Source organism: Tsukamurella pseudospumae (assembly GCF_001575205.1).
Taxonomy (GTDB): Bacteria; Actinomycetota; Actinomycetes; order Mycobacteriales; family Mycobacteriaceae; genus Tsukamurella; species Tsukamurella pseudospumae.
Map to the genome: position 1 here is coordinate 12,786 of NZ_LSRE01000013.1, position 19,067 is coordinate 31,852.

Below are 19,067 nucleotides of genomic sequence, written 5' to 3' on the forward strand. Positions count from 1 at the left end.
CTACTTCCCCGTCACGCGGGCGCGCTCGATGCCGGAGAGGATCGCAGCGAAGTTGTAACCGGACATCCGGAGCTTTCCGCCGTCGCCCATCCGCGGGTACTCGGAATGCCCGGACGCGCCCTGCAACTGGCCCGCGAACGGTGTCCCACCGGCGCTCGTGGAGAGTTGAGTGATGCCGTCCACATCCCCCGGCCGGTTCCCGAAGTAGTCGGTGATCGGATGACCCGTGGCGTCGTCCAGAAGGCTGAGCCACGTCCCTGCCACAGGGACACTCAGCATCGCGGCCGCCGGGACCGACTTCGTGTAGGTGATCGGATCGTCCGGCGTCAGCTCGTAGAAGGCATGCCCGCCCGGCGCAAGATGCAGTCCCGAAACGCTGCCCAGGTCGAGTCCGGGAGAACCGTAGAACACCGCATTGTGCACGTTGTGCCCGCCCTCCTGCAGCGCCAGGCTGGTGACCAGCGAACCGTACGAGTGGCCGTACGCCGTGATCTCCTGGGTGGGGTTCACCGCGCTCAGCCCGCGGTAGAAGTGGTTCAGGTCGCCGGCGCCGGCGTGCGCGAGGTCCTCGCTCAACAGGCGCGGGTCGGTCATGCCCGACGGTGCCTCGTACCCCACCCAGGAGATCATCGCCACCGACTCCGGGTCGACCGCACCGGCCTGGCGCAGGATGTCGATGGTCTGCGCGCGCACCGCCGTCGCCTCGTCCACCATGCCGGGGAGGCTGCCCGCCGTGGTGGATACACCGCCCACAACGACGCCGAGCCTGCGCGCCTTGTCGACGTCACCCACGCCGATCGCCGCGAGCACCTGCCGGGGATTGCTCGTGGGATCGAGCAGAATCAGCGACCGATGGTCCTGCGGAGCGACCTGCTCATTGATCTTCGCCTGAATACTGCGCAGCTGATCGAGCTTGGTGCTCAGGTGTTCGGTTTCGACCTTCGTGGCCCCGTACCTCTTCGCATCATCCAGCTGCCGCTGCAGCCGATCGATGTCGCCGTTGAGCAGAGACCTGTTCGCGATGTCCCGGTACTGCGCGGGCACCCCGTCGACGTTGCCCACGTCCTGCGGATACTGCTTGGCGTACGCCTGCTTCTGATCCTCGCTCAGGCCGTTCCACCACGCGGCCACATCCTTCGGGTCCGCGTTCTTCGGCGGCGGGGCGGGCAGGCCGGCCGCGCCCGGGCCCAGCGGAACGGCTCGCGCACCGTCGGGAATCAGCACCGTCTCCCGGTAGCTCCCCGGGTCCTCCTGCTTCTCCAGGAGGGTTCCGAGCGCCCCGTACGCCCGTCCCAGAGCGGTGCTGAGCGCACCCATGATGCCGGCGAAATCGTCCTCCGGCACGGCCGCGGCCATACCGTTGAAATCCATGATCGCGTTCGCCAGCTCCTGCCGCGTGGCCAGCGTCATGGCGGCCGATTTGGACACCGCGATCGCCATCCGCCGTCCCACCTCGCCGTACACCCCGGCCATGCGATCGAACGATGCCTTGAGCGTCGCGTACTCGTCGATCCCGGCACCGTCGCCCGGCACCTGGTAGGGCACCGCCGTCACGTTGGCCTGCGCAGGCTCGCCCTGCCCGAGCATGCGCCGCAGGCCCAGGAACAACGAGACCACCGCGACCACGAAGTCCGGATCCTTCGCAATCACCCATGCCGGGAACACCGGCTGGACCTCGAGCAGGTCCGAGCCCGGGACCAGCGGATTGCCGATCCCGTTCTGCAACGGTACGAGGGTCCCGTCGGGCTTCTGCGCCCAGTGCGTCTCGCCGTGCGGACCCACCAGCTTGCCGACGGGCGCCGCATACACCGGCTTGCCGTCCTTGTAGGCGACGACCTGCCGGGCGTCCGGGGAGTAGCGGAACGTGTCCGGTGTGATCTTCGGCCCGGTGGCGGTGCCGTCCCGCGCCAGCTGCTGGACCGAGCCGTCGGCGTTCTGGACGTAGCGCACGGCCTGCCCACCGGACGGGTTCGGCGCGGTGAAGGCTATCCGGCCGTCGGTCGGTAGGGCCGAACCGTCGCCGTACACCATGCGGCGGCCGGGGTTGAGCTGCGTATTCAGCCCGGTCAGGTAGGTACCGGTCTCCTCGAACGTGATTCCCTGGTCGCCGTACACCCGCCGGGCCTCGGAGAGCACGTTGCCCCAGTACGCGTCGGAATGGCTCACCTGGCGGCCGCCCACGTCGTACCAGGTCTCCGCGAGACGCCACGTGAGCGGGCCGCCGGTCTCACCCCAGTGCGTCCCCGGCTCGAAAACGTTGCCGTCTCCCACGCGCGTCCCTTCCGCCACCTGCGCAGACGGCCGTCCGCGGCACGATTTCGGTTGAGCTTAGATCAACATTCCGGGACGTTCACTGCTAACCCGCCGAGCGATGTCTCCTTGTACTTGGACAACATGTCGGCGCCGGTCTGGCGCATGGTCTCGATGGCCTGATCGAGCGAGACACGATGCGTGCCGTCGCCGTGCAGGGCGATCCGAGCGGCGTTGACCGCCTTCACCGACGCGATGGCGTTGCGTTCGATGCACGGGATCTGCACGAGCCCGCCGATCGGATCGCACGTGAGCCCCAGATTGTGCTCGATACCGATCTCGGCGGCGTTCTCGACCTGCGCCGGCGTGGCACCCATGACCTGCGCCAACGCACCCGCCGCCATGGAGCACGCGGAGCCGACCTCACCCTGGCAGCCCACCTCCGCACCGGAGATCGACGCGCGCCGCTTGTAGAGCACCGCGATCGCCGCAGCCGTCAGCAGGTAATCGCACACCACCTGCTCGCGCCGCGCCGCCAACGACGAGCGGAACCTCAGCGCGTAGTACAACACCGACGGCACGATCCCCGCGGCACCATTGGTCGGCGCAGTCACGATCCGGCCGCCGCACGCGTTCTCCTCGTTCACCGCCATAGCCGCGACGTTGAGCCAGTCCATGGCATCAGCACCGTCGGACTCGACGAGCCGGCGGAACAGGCCCGGCGCACGACGCTTCACCCCGAGCCCACCGGGGAGCATCCCCTCAGAGCGGAAGCCCCGCTCGATGCACCCCTCCATCACGTCCCAGATGTGCAACAGCCCGGCACGAACCTCCCGCTCCGCCACCCGCTCGTCCTCGCCCGTCCGAGCGCGGCGCAGCGCGATCTCGTTCTCGAGCATCAACTGCGCAACCGTCAAGCCCGCGCGCGGACAGATCTCGAGCAACGCAGCGGCCGTGTCGAAGTCATGAGGAACACCCGACGACCCCGCCAACGGATTCACCGTCTCCGCGCCGGAATCGCGCTCCACGAAACCGCCGCCCACCGAGTAATAGACCGCCTCGTGCCCCCCGCCGTCGACGAACTCCGCACGGAACCGGATGCCATTGGTGTGCCGCGGCAGCACGGTGAGCGGATGCAACACGATCTGCTCAGCACACAGCGACACCTCATCCCGGTCCGCGATCCGCACGATGTTCGTGGCCTCGATCTCCGCACCACGCTTCTCGACGTAGTCCGGATCCACCGTCTCCGGACGGTTACCCTCAAGGCCCAACAACACCGCAGCGAAGGTCCCGTGCCCGCGCCCCGTCGCAGCGAGCGAGCCATAGAGATCGACATGCACAGCACGCACCGTCGACCGCAAGGAACGCAGCTCATCGGCGAAATCGGCCCCCGCCCGCATCGGCCCCACCGTATGCGAACTCGACGGACCGATACCCACCGAGAACAGCTCGAAGACACTGATAGTCACGCCCTCCAGCGTAGGCCCCATACAGTGGTCGTATGGGCGACGCCGCAGATCTGGACATCGACGCTCTGCTCCTCCCGGGCAAACGCAAGTACACCTTCCGGGAACTCGCGGAGCAGGCGGGTATCGACGTGGAGGACCTCCGTCTCTGGTGGACCTCCGCGGGCTTCGCCGACCTCCGCGACGACGATCAGAAGGCGTTCACGCGCGACGACGTGGCGATCGTCAAGGACCTCGGCGAGCTCTTCAGCGGCGGAGTAGTCGACCGCGATGCGGTCGTCCCCGCGGCGCAGTCGCTGGGCCAGGCGATGTACCGGCTCGCGGAGTGGCAAGCGGGAATGGTCCGGCAGTACCTCGACGGTGCCGCGGAGGCGGGGGTGAAGGATCCCGCGGCCGGCGCGGCGCGGGTGATCGACCGGATGGAGAACCTGCAGGCACATGTGTGGCGCCGCCACCTGTCGTCCGCCACGCAGCGCCTGGTGACCCTCGACTCGTCCGACGCGCTCACGGCACGCATGGCGGTGGGTTTCGCAGACATGGTCGGATACACGCGCCTGTCCCGCGGCCTCGCGATCGAGGAACTGAACACGCTCGTCGCGACTTTCGAGGCGCGCATGCAGGCGGTGATCTACGGCGGTGGCGGTTGGATCATCAAGGGCGTGGGTGACGAGGTCATGTTCGCCGCGGAGAATCCGGCGGACGCCGCGAGAATCGCCCTCGAACTGCAGGAGCCGCACGAGTACCCGGAGCTGGACGCGATCGAGATCGAGTTCCCGCAGCTGCGCGTGGGCATGGCCTACGGTGAGGTGCTGCAGCGCTACGGCGACCTGTTCGGCAGCGTGGTCAACCTGGCCGCACGCCTGACCAGCGCCGCCCGGCCCGGGACCGTGCTCATCGACGACAACTTCACGCAGGCGATCGCCGACGAGCCCGGGATCGACACCAAGAGCCTGCGCGCCTATCGCGCCCGCGGCTTCCGCGCGGTGCATCCGCACCTGCTGCGCTACGACAAGGACACCAAGGCCGCGATGCAGGCCGAGGCCGCTCAGGAGGCGGCAGCGGCGGCCGAGGCAGCCGCCGCCGAGGCGACACAGGGCGACGAGGTGTAACTCAGGCCGCGGCCAGCGCCACGGGCCGCGGGCGCGCGCCGAGCAGCTCACGGTGCACGCCGCCGACGAACTCGATCATCGAGCCGCCGAGGGCGTCGCACACGCTGCTCAGGACCTCCGACGAGGCCTCCTTGCGGCCGCGCTCGACCTCGGAGAGGTACTGCGTGGAGACCCCCGCCTCACCCGCGACCTCGGCGAGGGTGCGGCCCTGCCGCGTCCGCTCCTGCCGCAGCACGCGGCCGAACACCTCACGCAGCAGCGGCGGGCGCGCAGCCTCCGCCGACTCGTGCGTCTCGATGCTCGCCACCCCGCTCGTCATACGTTTCACCCTATCCGACGGTGCGCTCGGCGGGCGGAGCGTTCACGGTCGGCGAAACCGGCGCGTCGTCCTCGGGTAGCGGGTGCTCCAGCTCGTCGCGCGGCATCCGGGCCGCGAGGATCGCGATCGCCGCGAGCGGGATCGGCACCACCGCCGCGACCACGAAGGTCGCGGTGAGGCCGATCGCGTGGCTGACCGGACCCGCCAGGGCGAGCGACAGCGGCATGAACACCAGCGAGACGAAGAAGTCCAGGCTGGACACCCGGCCGAGCAGGCGCCGCGGCACACGGCGCTGCAGCAGCGTTCCCCAGATCACCACGGGCGCCTCGAAGACCACCCCCAGCACGAAACCCGCCGCGACCATGACCAGGACGTTCGTCGCGGTTCCGTACACCGCGAGCGGCAGCGCGCCGACGCCCCACAGGCACATCATCACCGTGAGGTAGCGGCGGGGCAGCTTTCGCGAGGCCATGAGCAGCGCGCCCGCCACGCCGCCGAAACCGTAGGCCGCGAGGATCATCGAGTGGTCCGACGGTCCGCCGCCGGCGTGGTCCTTGATCGCGAAGGGCAGCAGCACGTCGAGCGGTCCGGCCACGAGCAGTACGAGCAGGCTGGCGAACAGGAGCGTCGCCAGCAGCCACGGGGTGCGGCGCACGTACTGCACGCCCTCCCACAGCTCACGCAACGGATGTCCCGGCTCGTGCCCGTCGGCTCCGTCGCCGAGGGCACCGTCGGGCTCGAGACGGATCCGGGAGACGGAAAGGGCTCCGAAGGCGGGAAGGCACCCGGCGACGACGAGGGCGAGACCCGGCGAGTGCACCGCGATCAGGGCGCCCGCGATCGCCGGTCCCGCGGCCATGGACGCCGCCGGTCGCACCGCCGACTCGTAGCCGTTGACCGCGAGGAGCTCACCGGGCGAGACCAGCCGCGGCACCAGCGCCGAGTAGGCGGGGAAGTAGAACCCCGACACCAGGCCGAGGACGAAGGTGGCGATCAGCATCGTCGGCACCGTCACCGCGTCGGTGAGCACGAGCACGCCGACGCCGCCGATCGTGATCGCGTTGGCGATCTCCAGCACGAGCAGGATGCGCTGCTGCGGCAGCCGATCCGCGAGCACGCCGCCGGCGAGGGTCGAGACGAGCAGGCCCGCTGCGGCGCCGCCGGACACGACGGAGACGCTGGTGGGCGAGCCGCCCATGCGGATGACCTGCCAGACCATCGCGATCATCCACATCCCGTCCGCGACGAGCGCGCACAGGAGCGTCACGAACAGGAACCGGTAGTTCCTGCGCAACAGCGGGCGCAGCATGCGGGGCACGTTCCAGCGCGTGCCGAGGTCGGTGAACACCCCTCCACGTTGCCGATTCGCACGTCCGGAATCAACTGGTTTTCCCGCTTGCCATCAACCGCGGTCGAGGTATTAGCGTCGCTGTGGTGAGCATGGACACCGACGTCGATCCGCGGCGCCGCACGAGCGGCCTGCGGTGGTTCCAGGTGGGCTCGGTCGCGCTGATCTCGTTCCTCGCCTTCGAGTCCCTCGCCGTCGGCACGGTGCTGCCGCGGGCCGCCGAGCAGTTCGGCGCCACCGCCGAGTACTCGGTGGCTTTCGGCTCCGCGTTCGCGGCCATGATCGTGGCGATCGCCTGGGCCGGCCCGTGGGTCGACCGCAGCGGGGTCCGTCCGCCGCTGATGGTCGGCGGGATCCTGTTCGTGACCGGCCTGCTGGTGGTCGGGGCGGCGCAGGGCATGAACGTGCTGGCGCTGGGCCGCGCGGTGCAGGGCCTCGGCAGCGGCCTGCTCAGCGTGGTCCTCTACGCCATGGTCGGCCGTCTGATTCCCGCCGACGACCGGCCGCGGATCTTCGCGGCGTTCTCCACCGCGTGGGTGGTGCCCTCGCTCGTCGGCCCTGCGATCGCGGGCCTGACCGCCGATACCGTGGGCTGGCGCTGGGTGTTCCTCGGCATCGCGCTCCCGGCCGTCGCCGCCCTCGCCGCGACGCTGCGGGCCACCGTCGGGCTGGACGAATCCGGTTTCGTCTCCGATGGCCCGCCCGACCGTACGGTCCTGTTCGCCGCCCTGGTGGCGGGTGCATCGACGGCGATGGCGCAGTTCGCGGCGCCCCGCGGCGGGGCGGCCTTCCTGGTGCTCACCGCGGGCTGCCTGGCCGTGGCCGTCGCCGCGACGCGGCGCATGCTCCCCGCCGGGACGCTGCTGGGGCACAACGGCATTCCACGGCTGGTGCTCACCAACCTGCTCCTGGCCGGCACCTTCTTCGCGGCGGAGATCTACGTGCCGCTGTACCTCGTGCACGTCGACGCGATGTCGCCCTTCGCCGCCGGCTCCGTGATGACGGGTGCCGCCCTGCTCTGGGCGGGCGCCGCACAGGTGCAGGCGCGGATCCCCGCCTCCGGGGCGGTGCGCAGGCGACTCCCGCTCCTCGGAGCGGCCCTCGTGCTCGCCTCGGTGGCCGGAGTCGCCGCGTGCTTCGCCGCCGACGCCCCGTGGCCGGTGATCTTCGCGGCGTGGGCGATCGGCGGCCTGGGCATGGGCCTGACCTACCCGACGCTGTCGGTGCTCGTACTGGGCGCCAGCGCGGCCGACCAGCAGGGCGCGAACTCCAGCGCCCTCAAGCTGGCCGATTCCGTCGGCACGGCCCTGTCCATCGCCTGCGCCGGCGCAGTGTTCGCACAGGTACTGGCCTGGGGCCACACGGGATTCGCCGTCACGATGCTGGTGCCCCTGGCCGCCGGGATGGCGACGGTGCTCGTCGCCGCCGGCCCGACGATCGAGAAGTCAGCGGATTCCTGATCGGCGATCCCGCTGGGCGATCGCCGATCAATACTCGGCCGATTCTCCGACCACCGCGGCCTCGCGGAGCAGGTGCATCGCCCGGCGCACCACCGGGTTCCGGCACTCCGAATCCTTGACGTACGCGACGATGGTGCGCCGGGGCGCGGGATTGCAGACGTCGACGGCGACGGTGCCGGACGGCAGTTCGGTCGCGCCCAGGCGAGGCAGCACCGTGACCCCCACGCCGCGGGCGACGAACCGCAGCGCGGACGGGTAGTCGGTGGTCTCCACCACGAACCGGGGCGTGAATCCCGCCGCGGCGCACGCATCGAGCACCGCTTGGCGGCAGGCTCCGCGGCGCACGTCGTTGTCGATCCATCGTTCGTGCTCGAGCTCGGCCATGTCCACCACCTCACGGCCGGCGAACCTGTGCCCGTCCGGCACGACGGCCACGTACGACTCGACCACCAGGTCCTCGTGCGAGAAACCTGCGACGGCGGTGGTCTGCCCGTGCTCCTGCCGCACTGCGACGGCGAGATCAGGACGGCGCGCGGCGATCTCGGTGACCTCGTCCTCGATCCGCAGGCGCAGGCGGGTGTCGGGGAACTCCGCGCTGAGGGTCTGGACGACCGCGGGCATCCAGTGCGTACCCGCGGTGGCGAAGACGTTCATGGTGACCCGGCCGGCCTTCCCCGCCCGCAGATCGTCCACCGTGGCACCGAGGTCGTTGAGGCGAGCGAGGACACCGTCGGCCTCCGTGGCCAGCACCCGGCCGGCGGGGGTGAGCTCGACGCCGCGTCCGACCCGTTCGAGGAGTTTGAGGCCCGTCTCGCGCTGCAGGGCGGCGACGTGCTGCGAGACGGCCGACGGTGTGTAGCCGAGGCTGGCCGCTGCCGCCGCGACGGAACCCGTGGCGGCGACGGAGCGGAAGATCATGAGCCGGTGTGCATCGAGCATGAGGCTCCTCCATTCAGTGTTACTGAATGGTAATGCAGAAACGTTCGCTTGTGCTTACTCCGGAGCGGACGCAGGCTTGAGGCATGACGAAACGACTCCCAGCCCTGGCACTCGTCGCCGTGATGTTCGCGTGGGCCTCCGCGTTCGTGGTGATCCGCGCGATCGGCCCGCACGTCTCCCCGATCGCCATGGCCGAGGGCCGCCTGCTCGTGGGCGCCGCTGCGCTCGGCGTCGTCTGGGCGATGAAGGCGCTGTACGACGGCGGGCTCCGGCTGCCCCGCAGGCGCACCCTCGCGCTGACCGTCGGCTACGGCGCGCTCTGGTTCGCGCTGTACACGGTTCTCGTCAACGCCGCCGAACGCCACCTGGACGCGGGCACCACCGCACTGCTCGTGAACATCGCACCGATCGTCGTGGCGGTCCTCGCCGGGGCGTTCCTCCACGAGGGCTTCCCGCCGCTGCTCGTCGTCGGGATCTCGATCAGCTTCGCCGGTGCGGCCGTCATCGCCTTCACCGGGGACGGCAGGCGCGACGGTGCCGGCGTCGCCCTCGCAGTCGCCGCAGCGCTGCTCTACGGCATCAGCGTGGTCGCCCAGAAGCTGGTGCTGCGCACCGTCGATCCGCTCACCGCCACTGCGCTGGGCGCGGGCGTCGGTGCGCTCGTCCTGCTGCCGTGGGCGCCCCGGCTGTTCCGCGAACTGGCGGTCGCGCCGACGAGCAGCACCGTCGGTGTGCTCTACCTCGGGCTCGTCCCGACCGCGCTCGCCTTCCTGCTGTGGGCCTACGCGCTGGCGCACACCCCCGCCGGGGTCACGGCCTCGTCGTCGTACGCCGTGCCGGGCCTGTCGATCCTGCTCAGCTGGGCCTTCCTGGCCGAGACGCCCACCGGGTGGGGCCTGTTCGGCGGCGCGCTCTGCCTTGCGGGCGTGGCGGTCTCGCGGATCACCCCGCGACATCGGCGCACAGCACCGCCGGCCACGCCCGCACGTCCTGCGGAGTCCGGGCGACCGACAGCGACGCCCGCGGCAGCATCCTGCTGAGCTCCTCCGCCGTCGACACCGGATGCGCCGGATCGTCGATCCACGCGAGCAGCGTCACCGGGATGTCGATCCGCGCCAGCGCTTCCGGGGCCGGGAGGTCGCTGTCGGCTGCGCCCCGGAACAGGGCCGGCAGGAGTTCCTCCGGCACGTCGGGCACCGTCGCAGGATGCCCGACGGTGGCCGGCGGCACCGGCGCGTCCTCTCCCGCGGCGAGGAAGGCCTGCAGGCCCCGCTCTTCGAGGAACGTTGCGGCGGAGCGGTACTCGATCGACTTCGCGGGGCGCGTCGCCCAGGCGGTGGGCGGCACCATGAGAGTGAGGCCACCGAACCTGTCGGGATCGCGCACCGCGGCGTGCAGCAGCGTGCCGGTCCCCATGGACGGGCCGACGCCGTGCACCCGCTCGCCCGGGAACCACGCGTCGAGGAGCCGGAGGAGATCGTCGGCGAGGTTCGGCCAACGGTAGTCGGCGGGGACGGGACGGCCCGTCGAGCGGCCGTGACCACGGGCGTCGTAACGCAGCAACCGGGTTCCGCTGAGGCCGCGCCCGAGATCGAGGTCGAGCACCCGGTCCCGGGCCCGGCTCGAGGTCAGCCCGTGCAGTTGGACCACGGGGCGGCCGCCCTCGTCGCTGTACTCGACGGCGAGACGGGCACCGGGGACGTCGAAGCTGGTCATCGGCCTTCTCTCGCCGGGCGAACGGTGCGTGGAAGGGCTAGGGTACCGGCCATGCGACTGACCAATGTCGCGCACCTGCGACTGCCCTTCGGCCGGCTGTACGGATACGACGTCACCGCGTCGGAGCCTGGCGCCGCGCTGCCGGTGTCGTTCGACCAGGCGCGGCACGTCGGCGGCGGGGATCGGCCCGGATCGTGGATGGCGCTGTCCTTCCGGCTTCCCGGACCCGTACCGCGCGATCGGCTCGCGCAGGCGTGGCTCGCCGTGATCGCGCGCCACGGCGCACTGCGCACCGCCTTCCTCCCCGGGCCCGACGGCCCGACCCTGCACGAGGTCACCGTCGGACCGGGAGCGTGGGTGGAGCACCCCATCGGGCCGGGGCAGGCAGTGGGCGACGCGCTGCGGGACGTGCTCGACGATGCCTGTTCCCCGTACCGGCGTCCGGCGCACCGGCTGTGCGTGCTGGAGACCGCCGCCGGGCCGACGGTCATCGTCGCGGCCGACCACGCGCACACCGACATGTGGTCGATGCTGGTGATCGCGCGCGACCTCCTCACCGCGCTCGACGAGATCGGTGCGGACCGCGCACCGTCGTCGGACCCGGTGCCGCCCTTCGTCGACCACACCCGGGCCCTGCGCGAACGCCCCCGCGCCCCCGCGGAGGTGCGCGGGCGGTGGCGGGAGATCCTGACCGCGAGCGGCGGTGTCATGCCCGTGTTCCCGCTGCCGCTCGGCGCGCCCGAGCCGTACGTCGAACGGGTCGAGGTGCGGGACGTGCTGGGCACCGACGAGGTGGCCGCCTTCGCCGACGCGGCGCGCGCGGCGGGCGTGTCGACGCTGTCGGCGACCGTCGCCGCGATGACGCGGGTGACGCTGGATCGCGCGGGCGCCCCGTTGCGCGCTGTGTTCCCGGTGCACAGTCGCTACGACGAGCGGTGGCACGACTCGGTGGGCTGGTTCATCACCAATTCGGTGCTGGACTCGCCGTCGGCGGAGCCGCGCGCCGCCGCCGACGCCGTGCGCGAGGCGGTGGGCCTGGGCTCGTGGCCGCTCGAGGACGTGCTCGCCGAGTGGGGCGGGATGCCCGAGGCGCCCGGCATGTTCGCCATCTCGTGGCTCGACCTGCGGCGGCTCCCGGTCCGCATCGACGCCGCCCGCCTCGACGCCCAGTACGTCGGCGCGACCATCCGGACCGACGGCGTGATGCTCTGGTTCATCCTCGACGAGGCCGGCCTGCACCTGCGCTGCCGCTACCCGGACACCCTCGAGGCCCGCGCGAACGTCGGCAGTTGGCTCGACTCCGTGGTCGGCGAGCTGCAGGCCCGCGCCCGCGCGTGAGTCCGATCAGCCGGCGGCGCGCTTGCGGGCGGGCCGCTCGGCCTGCGCCTCCCGGTTCTTCACCGAGGCCTTGAGCGCGGCGAGCAGGTCGGCGACCTCGTCGTCCTCGGCCTCCTCCTCGGGTGCCTCGGGGAAGGCCGTGCCGCCGGTGGCCTTGGCCTCGATGAGCTGGCGCAGCTGCACCTGGTAGTCGTCCTCGTACTGCTCGGGGTCGAAGTCCGTGGCCATCGAGTCGATGAGCGAGGCGGCCATCGCGAGTTCCTGCGGCCGGATCTTCACCTCCTCGCTGAGCGCGGGGAAGTCCGCCTGACGGATCTCGTCGGGCCAGAGCAGGGTCTGCAACACCATGACCTCGTCCACGACCCGCAGTGCGCAGAGCCGGGTGCGGTTGCGCAGGGTGAAGGTGCAGATGGCGAGGCGGTCCGTCTCCTGCAGCGCCTGCCGCAGCAGCACGTAGGCCTTCGGCGACTTCGACGAGGGCTCGAGGTAGTAGGGCTTGTCGAACATGATCGGGTCGACCTCCTCGCGAGGCACGAACTCCGTCACCGCGATCTCCCGGTGCTTCTCCACCGGCATCGACTTCACGTCCTCCTTGGACAGCACCACGGTGTCGCCGCCCTCGGACTCGTAGGCGTTGGCGATGTTCGCGAACTCGATCTCGTCGTCGGTGCCCTCGCGGACGCGCTTGTACCGGATCCGGACCCCGTCCTTCGCATCCACCTGGTGCGACTTCGCGTCATGACTCTCGATCGCGGAGTACACCTTCACGGGCACGTTGACCAGCCCGAACGACAGCTCACCCGTCCATATCGCGCGCATGTGACCATTGTGACTGGTGTGAGTGCGGAATGCGAGACCAACTCTCGGCCCTGCGCTCGCCGGGCGTACGAGGCCGGCAACGATCCCCACGATTCGGCACGCATGTCCGTCGCGACGAGGCATGCGTCAGGCGCATGGGCACTGACCTGCGAGATCACGGCCGGGTATGCAGTTCGCGCATAACCGGGTTCGGCACTCCGGCCCGGCGCGGGTCGATCCGCTCCGGCACCAGGTCGATTCGCGACCGAGGCTGACCGGCCCGGCGCCGACCGACCGGAGTTGAAGGATATGCGCCAACCGCATAAACCGACCCCGTTTCTGCAGGTCAACGGGCATGCGTCCGACGCATGGCCGTGGCGCCGACCACCGATCCCTTCCCGGCCGGCGCCAGCACCCGATAATGGGACCGTGGCGCAGATCCGGGAGAACCGCGAGGTCGACGGCATCGCCGTGCAGCTGACCAATCTGGACAAGGTGATCTACCCCGCCACTGGCACCACCAAGGCCGAGATCATCGACTACTACCAGGCCATCGCCCCGTTCGCGCTCCACCACCTGCGGGACCGCCCGCTGACCCGCAAACGCTGGCCCAACGGCGTCGACAAGACGGCCTTCTTCGAGAAGCGGCTGCCCGGTCACGCACCCGTGTGGATCCGCCGCGGCAGCCAGCACCACTCCGACGGCGAGTCCCTCTACCCCGTCATCGACAACGCCGCCGGCATGGTCTGGCTCGGGCAGCAGGCCGCCCTCGAACTCCACGTGCCGCAGTGGACCTTCGTGTCCGACGGTGCCGCCCCTGGCCCGGAGCCGCTCGACGCGCCACCGCCCGGAGCGCAGCTACTCGTCCCGGAGGTCCCCGGCCCGCCCGACCGCCTCGTCCTCGACCTCGACCCGGGTCCGGCGGTCACCCTCGACGATTGCGCGGCCCTCGCGCTGCGCATCCGCGATCTCCTGGCCGCGATGGGCATGGACGCCTACCCCGTGACCAGCGGCTCGAAGGGACTGCACGTCTACGCGCCGCTGCCCCCGGGCGGGATCTCGTCACAGGGCGCACGGAAGGTCGCCCACGCGATCGCCGCCCAGCTCGAGTCCGAGTCGCCCGAGCTGGTCACCGCATCGATGGCGAAGGACCAGCGCGGTGGACGGATCTTCGTCGACTGGTCGCAGAACAGCGCGTCCAAGACCACCGTCTCGCCCTATTCGCTGCGCGGACGCGACCACCCGTGGGTCGCCGCGCCGCGCACCTGGGACGAGCTCGCCCGGCCCGGCCTGCGCCAGCTCGAGTTCGGGGAGGTCCTCGCGCGCGCCCTGTCCGACGGTGACCTCCTGGCCGGGCTCGACCGTGCCGACGACTCCGGGCCGGCACGCCCCGGGCCGGCAGGCTCCGGGGTCGCGCCCGCGGCACCGTCGACGCCCCCGGCCGAGCCCGTGGACCTGGGCGCGTACCGAGCCAAACGGGACGCGCGCAAGACGCCGGAGCCGTTCGGCGGCGCACCGTCGCAGGGGGATCCGATCTTCGTCATCCAGGAGCATCACGCGCGCCGCCTGCACTACGACTTCCGCCTGGAACACGACGGAGTGCTCGCCTCCTGGGCGGTCCCGAAGAACCTGCCCGACGACCCCGAGATCAACCACCTGGCGGTGCGCACCGAGGACCACCCGATGGACTACGCCGCGTTCGAGGGCAGCATCCCGAAGGGCGAGTACGGCGGCGGCGACGTGACCATCTGGGACCACGGCACCTACGAGCTGGAGAAGTGGCGCAGCGGCGAGGTCATCGTCACCCTGTACGGGAATCGCCTGCGGGGCAAGCGGTACGCGCTGATCCGCACCGGCGAGAAGAACTGGCTGGCGCACCTCACCAAGGACAAGACCGCGAGCGCGCAGGCCCCGGCGACCACGTCAGCACCGGATCCCATGCTGCCCACCGAATCCCCCATCGACCGGCTGTCCGGCGCGGACTGGGCCTTCGAGGGCAAGTGGGACGGTTATCGGATCATCGCAACGGTGCGCGGCGGCACCGTCGCGCTGCGCACCCGGTCCGGGCGCGTGGTGACCGGAGAGTTCCCCGAATTCGAATCGCTCGCACACGATCTCGATGGCATGGATGTCGTGCTCGACGGCGAGGCCGTGGTGCTCGACGCGAACGGCGTACCGTCGTTCCACCTGATGGCGGGGGGCGACACCCGGGCCGGCGCCGTACAGCTGTTCCTGTTCGACGTGCTCGCACTGAACGGCGTCGACCTCACCACACGCCCGTGGACGGTGCGCCGGCAGGTACTGGAAGGCCTTGCGCCGCTGCTCGAAGCGGACACCTCGGTGACCCTTCCCGGACTCGTGGACGCCGCCGACGGCGCACAGGCCGCGGCGCTGAGCGCCGAGCTCGGCTGGGAGGGGATCATCGCGAAGCGTCGCGACTCCCCGTACCTGCCGGGGCAGCGCGTGCGGGCCTGGCTCAAGCACAAGAACTGGCGCGACCTGCAGGTCGCCATCGGCGGCTGGAAGCCCGGAAAGGGCTCGCGGGCCAACGGGATCGGCTCGGTCCTCGTCGGCCTGCCCGCCGAGACCGGGCTGGTGTACCTGGGGTCGGTGGGTTCCGGCTTCTCGGACCGCGACCTCGCGGCGCTGCAGGAGGAGCTGGAGCCGCTGCGGATGCGGCGCTCGCCGTTCACCGCGCCGCTCGACGATCCTGACGCCCGCGACGCGGTGTGGGTGCTGCCGAAGGTGATCGGCGATGTCCGGTACTCGTCGCTCCGCCGCGGCGGCCACCTTCGGCAGCCCACGTGGCGCGGCTTCCGGCGCGACCTGCTGCCCGGCGACCTGCCGACCGCCGGCGAGGCGCCGTGGGAGAGCCCGGAGGAATAGTTAGTGCACTATTGATTAGTGCACTACTCGACTGATACCGTCGACGTCATGACCGAGACGACGACCGACGCGGATCCCCTCGCCCTGGAACGCCAGGTGTGCTTCGCACTCGCGCTCGCCAACCGCGCCGTGCTCTCGGTCTACCGGCCGATCCTGGCGCCCATGGGGCTCACGCACCCGCAGTACCTGGTGATGCTCGCGCTGTGGGACTCGTCGCCGCGGTCGGTGAAGGCGCTGGCCGCGACCCTGCAGCTCGACTCGCCGACGCTGAGTCCGCTGCTCAAGCGGCTCGAGGCGCAGGGGCTGCTCACCCGCGGCCGCGCCGCGGACGACGAGCGGCGGATCGACGTCGAACTCACCGAGGCCGGTCGCGACCTGCGCCAGCAGGCCCTCGCGGTGCCGCCCGCCGTCATCGAGAGGCTCGGCGCGAGCCTGGCCGAGCTGGAGGACCTGCACCGCGTCCTCACCACCGTCAACGCCAAGGCGCTCGCCGCGGGCGCCCTCGAGGAGACCCCATGAACGCCGTCCACCGCCCCGATCCGCTGCACTACCTCGCCTGGGTCTACACCGGCTCCCTACCGGAGCGGAACCGGGAGTGGGTGCGCCACAACCTGACCCGCCGCACGTGGATCGCCCGGCACCTGCTGCGCGGCCAGTTGGCCTTCGTGCCCGTGTACGCGCTGCTCGTACTGCTGCTTCCCGGATCACTGTGGCTGCGCGGCGCGACGGTGCTACTCGGCGCCCTGCTCGCGCTCTTCTACAACGCCGTCTACATCGTCCCCAACCGCGTCCGCCGCCTGCAGAAGAACGGCCTCGACCCCGAGCTCGAGAACCCCGCCGTGATCCGCCGCCGCGCCGAGACGCGCCGCGCCTACGAGGCCGCGTACGCGCCCACCCGCTCCTGACCGTCCCGCCCGCGGTACGGCGCACCGTCGTAGCCTGAGGACATGCCCGTCAGTGCGATCGTCACCATCCCCGGCGTCCGCGTCGGCCACACCACCGACACCGCGGCCCGCACCGGCTGCACCGTCGTGACCTTCCCGGACGGCACCGTCGGGTCCGGCGAGGTGCGCGGCGGCGCTCCCGCCTCCCGCGAGTTCGACCTGCTCTCCCCCGAACGCTCCGTGGATGAGATCCACGCCGCCGTGCTCACCGGGGGCTCCGCGTTCGGGCTCGCCAGCGCCGACGGGGTGATGCGCCGCCTCGAGGAGGAGGGGCGCGGCGTCGAGACCGTCGCCGGACGGGTGCCGATCGTGCCCACCCTGGGGCTGTTCGACCTCATGGTCGGAGACCCGACGGTACGTCCCAGCGCCGAGGACGGTTACGCCGCAGCGGCTTCCGCGTCCGCCGATGCCGAACTGCACGGTCCGATCGGCGCCGGCACCGGCGCCACCACGGGCAAGGCCCGCGGCCTGGAGAATCTCCACGACGCCGGGCTGGGGTACGCCGAGGTACGCGCCGGCGAGGTGATCGTGGGCGCACTGTGCGCCGTGAACGCCTTCGGCGACATCCTGACCGGTGAGTCGACGGCCACCGCGGACTTCGGCTACGAGCCCTTCGAGCGCGGCGGGAACCGCGAGAACACCACCATCGGCGTGGTGATCACCAACGCCCGGCTCAGCAAGGTCGAGTGCCTGATCCTCGCGCAGGGCGCGCACGACGGCCTCGCCCGCGCGATCGACCCGCCGCACACCCGGTTCGACGGTGACGCCTTCATCTCCGCCGCCACCGGTGCGGTGGAGGCCAAGGTGGACCTGGTGCGCGCGCTCGCGATCACCGCGGTCGCCGAGGCCATCCGGTCCCGCGCCTGACGTCCGGACCGAGCCGATGATCCCCCTCCACCGCGCCGGCCTGGCGGCGTGCTTCCTGGTGCTGGCCTCCGCCTGCGCCGTGCTGCCCGAGGATCCGGGCCCGGCGCCGGAGGCACCGTCGACCCCGGCGGTGGTGATCACGACGCCGAGCGTGGCCCCGTACAACGTGGTCGCGCCGGGTGTCCCGGCCGCGGTCGCGACGCGGCCCACCACCGGCGCGGGGATCGCCACCTACGCCGACCCGTTCGGGGTGTACTCGAGCATCTGCACGCTGGGATTCCTCGCCCGCTACCCGAACGGGCAGATCGTGGCGTTCACCGCCGGGCACTGCGCCGAGGCCGCGCGGCAGGTGCGGCCGGACCGCAACCCCGTGGCGCGTTACCTGACCTCCGCGGACAGCAGCGTCCCCTTCGGCGAGTACATCAAGGCGACCCGCAGCGCACGCGGACAGGACATCGCGATCATCCAGGTGGCGGGCCGGGATGTCGCGCCGGTCGCCCCGGCGATCGGGCCCGTGACCGGGTTCAGCACCCCGGACCGGTTGCGCGCGGAGCGGCCCGAGATCTGCATCGTCGGCGCCCGCACGGGCCGGCACTGCGGGGTTCTCGAGGACGCCTCCGGCACCCGCGTGACGTGGGCCGGGATCCCCGCCGTCGAGGGCGACTCGGGCGGGCCGGTGTACGCGAAGTGGCCCGACGGGACCTTCACCGCCGTCGGCGTGGTCAACTCCGTGCACACCCGGGCCGACGGCACCGGAACCGGAAGCGGTACGGGCACACTCATCGCCGCCGACATCGAGGCGAACGACATGACGCTGCTGGGGACCGTCTAGAGCACGCCCAGCACCTGGGTATCGATGTGCAGTCCGGTGGGCGAGCCGTCGGCCGCGCGGGTGACGAGGACGGGGTAGAAGCCGTCACCCCAGCCCGAATCGCTGACAGCGATGTTCTCCCCGTGTTGAGCTCCCGGGATCGGAAACATCCCGGAGCCCTTGATGAAGGCACTCGGGTCGTCATCGGTGGGCAGGTATGCGCGAATCGCGGCGCCGTCCGCGAACGCCACCATTCCGGCATCGACCGCGACGCCGTACACCTTGTCACCGGTGGGCGCCGGCTTGCCCGGCGGAACCGCCAGCTCGACGCGCGTCGTGGGCCGATCGGAGAGCACGAGACTGAGGTAGGCGATGCGCCGGTTGGAGCCATCACGGTTCTTGGACATGTCCGCAACGGTCTGCACGACGCGGTACGTACCGTTGGGGACGGCGAACCTGCCCGCCTGCCCCAGGCTGACATAGGGATCCGACGCTTCGACCAGCCCCGATCGGACGACGAGCTGTCCGAGGTCGCGGACGGTGACCGGCACCCGTCCGGTGCGCGTCGGGGCCTCGCCGGCCCGAAGCGCGTGAAAGTCGGACAGTGCGGGATAGCGCGGCTCAGCCTGCGCCGCACCGACGCCGTGGACCAGCGGCCCCGCAAGCGCGACCGCGATGACCGCGACGAGCCCTACGATCGCCAATCGTGCAGATCGAATCACCATGGGTAAATCATGGCATGCGATCGACGCGCGCCGCTACGAAACGTCGATGCACTCGTCCGCCGCAGAGCGCGAGCGCCGGGACCGTCGG

Annotated in this window: 16 protein-coding genes and 1 pseudogene; 9 read left to right on the plus strand and 8 right to left on the minus strand. The window is 71.2% G+C overall.

The features are described 5' to 3' along the window. On the minus strand, positions 1–2,271 hold the full coding sequence (locus AXK61_RS10995) for an alpha/beta hydrolase (protein ID WP_068745329.1): 2,271 nt from the start codon (positions 2,269–2,271) through the stop codon (positions 1–3). A 62-nt stretch (positions 2,272–2,333) separates the two neighbouring features. Continuing rightward, the gene (locus AXK61_RS11000) at positions 2,334–3,722 is read right to left on the minus strand and encodes an L-serine ammonia-lyase (RefSeq protein WP_068745330.1); all 1,389 of its coding nucleotides are present in this window, start codon (positions 3,720–3,722) and stop codon (positions 2,334–2,336) included. 32 nt (positions 3,723–3,754) lie between these two features. Between AXK61_RS11000 and AXK61_RS11005 the strand changes: the two genes are divergently transcribed. Further along, on the plus strand, positions 3,755–4,828 hold the full coding sequence (locus AXK61_RS11005) for an adenylate/guanylate cyclase domain-containing protein (protein ID WP_068745332.1): 1,074 nt from the start codon (positions 3,755–3,757) through the stop codon (positions 4,826–4,828). A 1-nt stretch (position 4,829) separates the two neighbouring features. Here the strand turns inward: AXK61_RS11005 and AXK61_RS11010 are convergent, their stop codons facing one another. Beyond that, on the minus strand, positions 4,830–5,147 hold the full coding sequence (locus AXK61_RS11010; RefSeq protein WP_068745334.1) for a helix-turn-helix domain-containing protein: 318 nt from the start codon (positions 5,145–5,147) through the stop codon (positions 4,830–4,832). A gap of 10 nt (positions 5,148–5,157) precedes the next feature. After that, a complete protein-coding gene (locus tag AXK61_RS11015; RefSeq protein WP_231855511.1) occupies positions 5,158–6,495 on the minus strand; it encodes an MFS transporter in 1,338 nt (445 codons plus the stop codon). A 92-nt stretch (positions 6,496–6,587) separates the two neighbouring features. Here AXK61_RS11015 and AXK61_RS11020 point away from each other — a divergent pair, with 92 nt between their 5' ends. Then, the gene (locus AXK61_RS11020) at positions 6,588–7,955 is read left to right on the plus strand and encodes an MFS transporter (protein ID WP_068745500.1); all 1,368 of its coding nucleotides are present in this window, start codon (positions 6,588–6,590) and stop codon (positions 7,953–7,955) included. A gap of 27 nt (positions 7,956–7,982) precedes the next feature. Here AXK61_RS11020 and AXK61_RS11025 read toward each other — a convergent pair whose 3' ends face one another. Next, positions 7,983–8,894: a LysR substrate-binding domain-containing protein gene (locus AXK61_RS11025; protein WP_068745335.1), complete on the minus strand. Its 912-nt coding sequence runs from the start codon at positions 8,892–8,894 to the stop codon at positions 7,983–7,985. A gap of 83 nt (positions 8,895–8,977) precedes the next feature. Between AXK61_RS11025 and AXK61_RS11030 the strand changes: the two genes are divergently transcribed. After that, positions 8,978–9,934, plus strand: coding sequence for a DMT family transporter (locus AXK61_RS11030; protein ID WP_068745337.1), 957 nt, complete (start codon positions 8,978–8,980; stop codon positions 9,932–9,934). Here AXK61_RS11030 and AXK61_RS24355 read toward each other — a convergent pair. Further along, on the minus strand, positions 9,837–10,610 hold the full coding sequence (locus AXK61_RS24355; protein ID WP_082789312.1) for an alpha/beta fold hydrolase: 774 nt from the start codon (positions 10,608–10,610) through the stop codon (positions 9,837–9,839). The two genes, AXK61_RS11030 and AXK61_RS24355, sit on opposite strands and share 98 nt — an antisense overlap. A gap of 51 nt (positions 10,611–10,661) precedes the next feature. On the opposite strand from AXK61_RS24355, the pseudogene AXK61_RS11035 reads away from it, so the two are divergent. After that, positions 10,662–11,945, plus strand: a pseudogene (locus AXK61_RS11035) (condensation domain-containing protein); the annotation flags it as partial. 9 nt (positions 11,946–11,954) lie between these two features. Here AXK61_RS11035 and ku read toward each other — a convergent pair. Next, a complete protein-coding gene (gene ku, locus AXK61_RS11040; RefSeq protein WP_068573655.1) occupies positions 11,955–12,767 on the minus strand; it encodes a non-homologous end joining protein Ku in 813 nt (270 codons plus the stop codon). A 408-nt stretch (positions 12,768–13,175) separates the two neighbouring features. Here ku and AXK61_RS11045 point away from each other — a divergent pair, with 408 nt between their 5' ends. The 5 genes from AXK61_RS11045 to AXK61_RS11065 are packed head-to-tail and all read left to right on the plus strand — an operon-like array spanning position 13,176 to position 18,275. Further along, positions 13,176–15,632, plus strand: a complete 2,457-nt coding sequence (locus AXK61_RS11045) for an ATP-dependent DNA ligase (RefSeq protein ID WP_231855512.1) — start codon at positions 13,176–13,178, stop codon at positions 15,630–15,632. A 48-nt stretch (positions 15,633–15,680) separates the two neighbouring features. Beyond that, entirely contained in the window at positions 15,681–16,151 is a 471-nt protein-coding gene (locus AXK61_RS11050) for a MarR family winged helix-turn-helix transcriptional regulator (RefSeq protein WP_068575244.1), read from the plus strand. Beyond that, positions 16,148–16,537, plus strand: coding sequence for a DUF5313 family protein (locus AXK61_RS11055; protein WP_068573654.1), 390 nt, complete (start codon positions 16,148–16,150; stop codon positions 16,535–16,537). The genes AXK61_RS11050 and AXK61_RS11055 overlap by 4 nt, the downstream gene beginning before the upstream one ends. 42 nt (positions 16,538–16,579) lie before the next feature. Further along, positions 16,580–17,443: a P1 family peptidase gene (locus AXK61_RS11060; RefSeq protein ID WP_068573653.1), complete on the plus strand. Its 864-nt coding sequence runs from the start codon at positions 16,580–16,582 to the stop codon at positions 17,441–17,443. A gap of 16 nt (positions 17,444–17,459) precedes the next feature. Beyond that, complete coding sequence (locus AXK61_RS11065) at positions 17,460–18,275, plus strand: chymotrypsin family serine protease (RefSeq protein WP_068573652.1); 816 nt, start codon at positions 17,460–17,462, stop codon at positions 18,273–18,275. Here AXK61_RS11065 and AXK61_RS11070 read toward each other — a convergent pair. After that, positions 18,272–18,979, minus strand: coding sequence for a DUF4241 domain-containing protein (locus AXK61_RS11070; RefSeq protein ID WP_082778131.1), 708 nt, complete (start codon positions 18,977–18,979; stop codon positions 18,272–18,274). The two genes, AXK61_RS11065 and AXK61_RS11070, sit on opposite strands and share 4 nt — an antisense overlap. Positions 18,980–19,067: the final 88 nt, after the last annotated feature.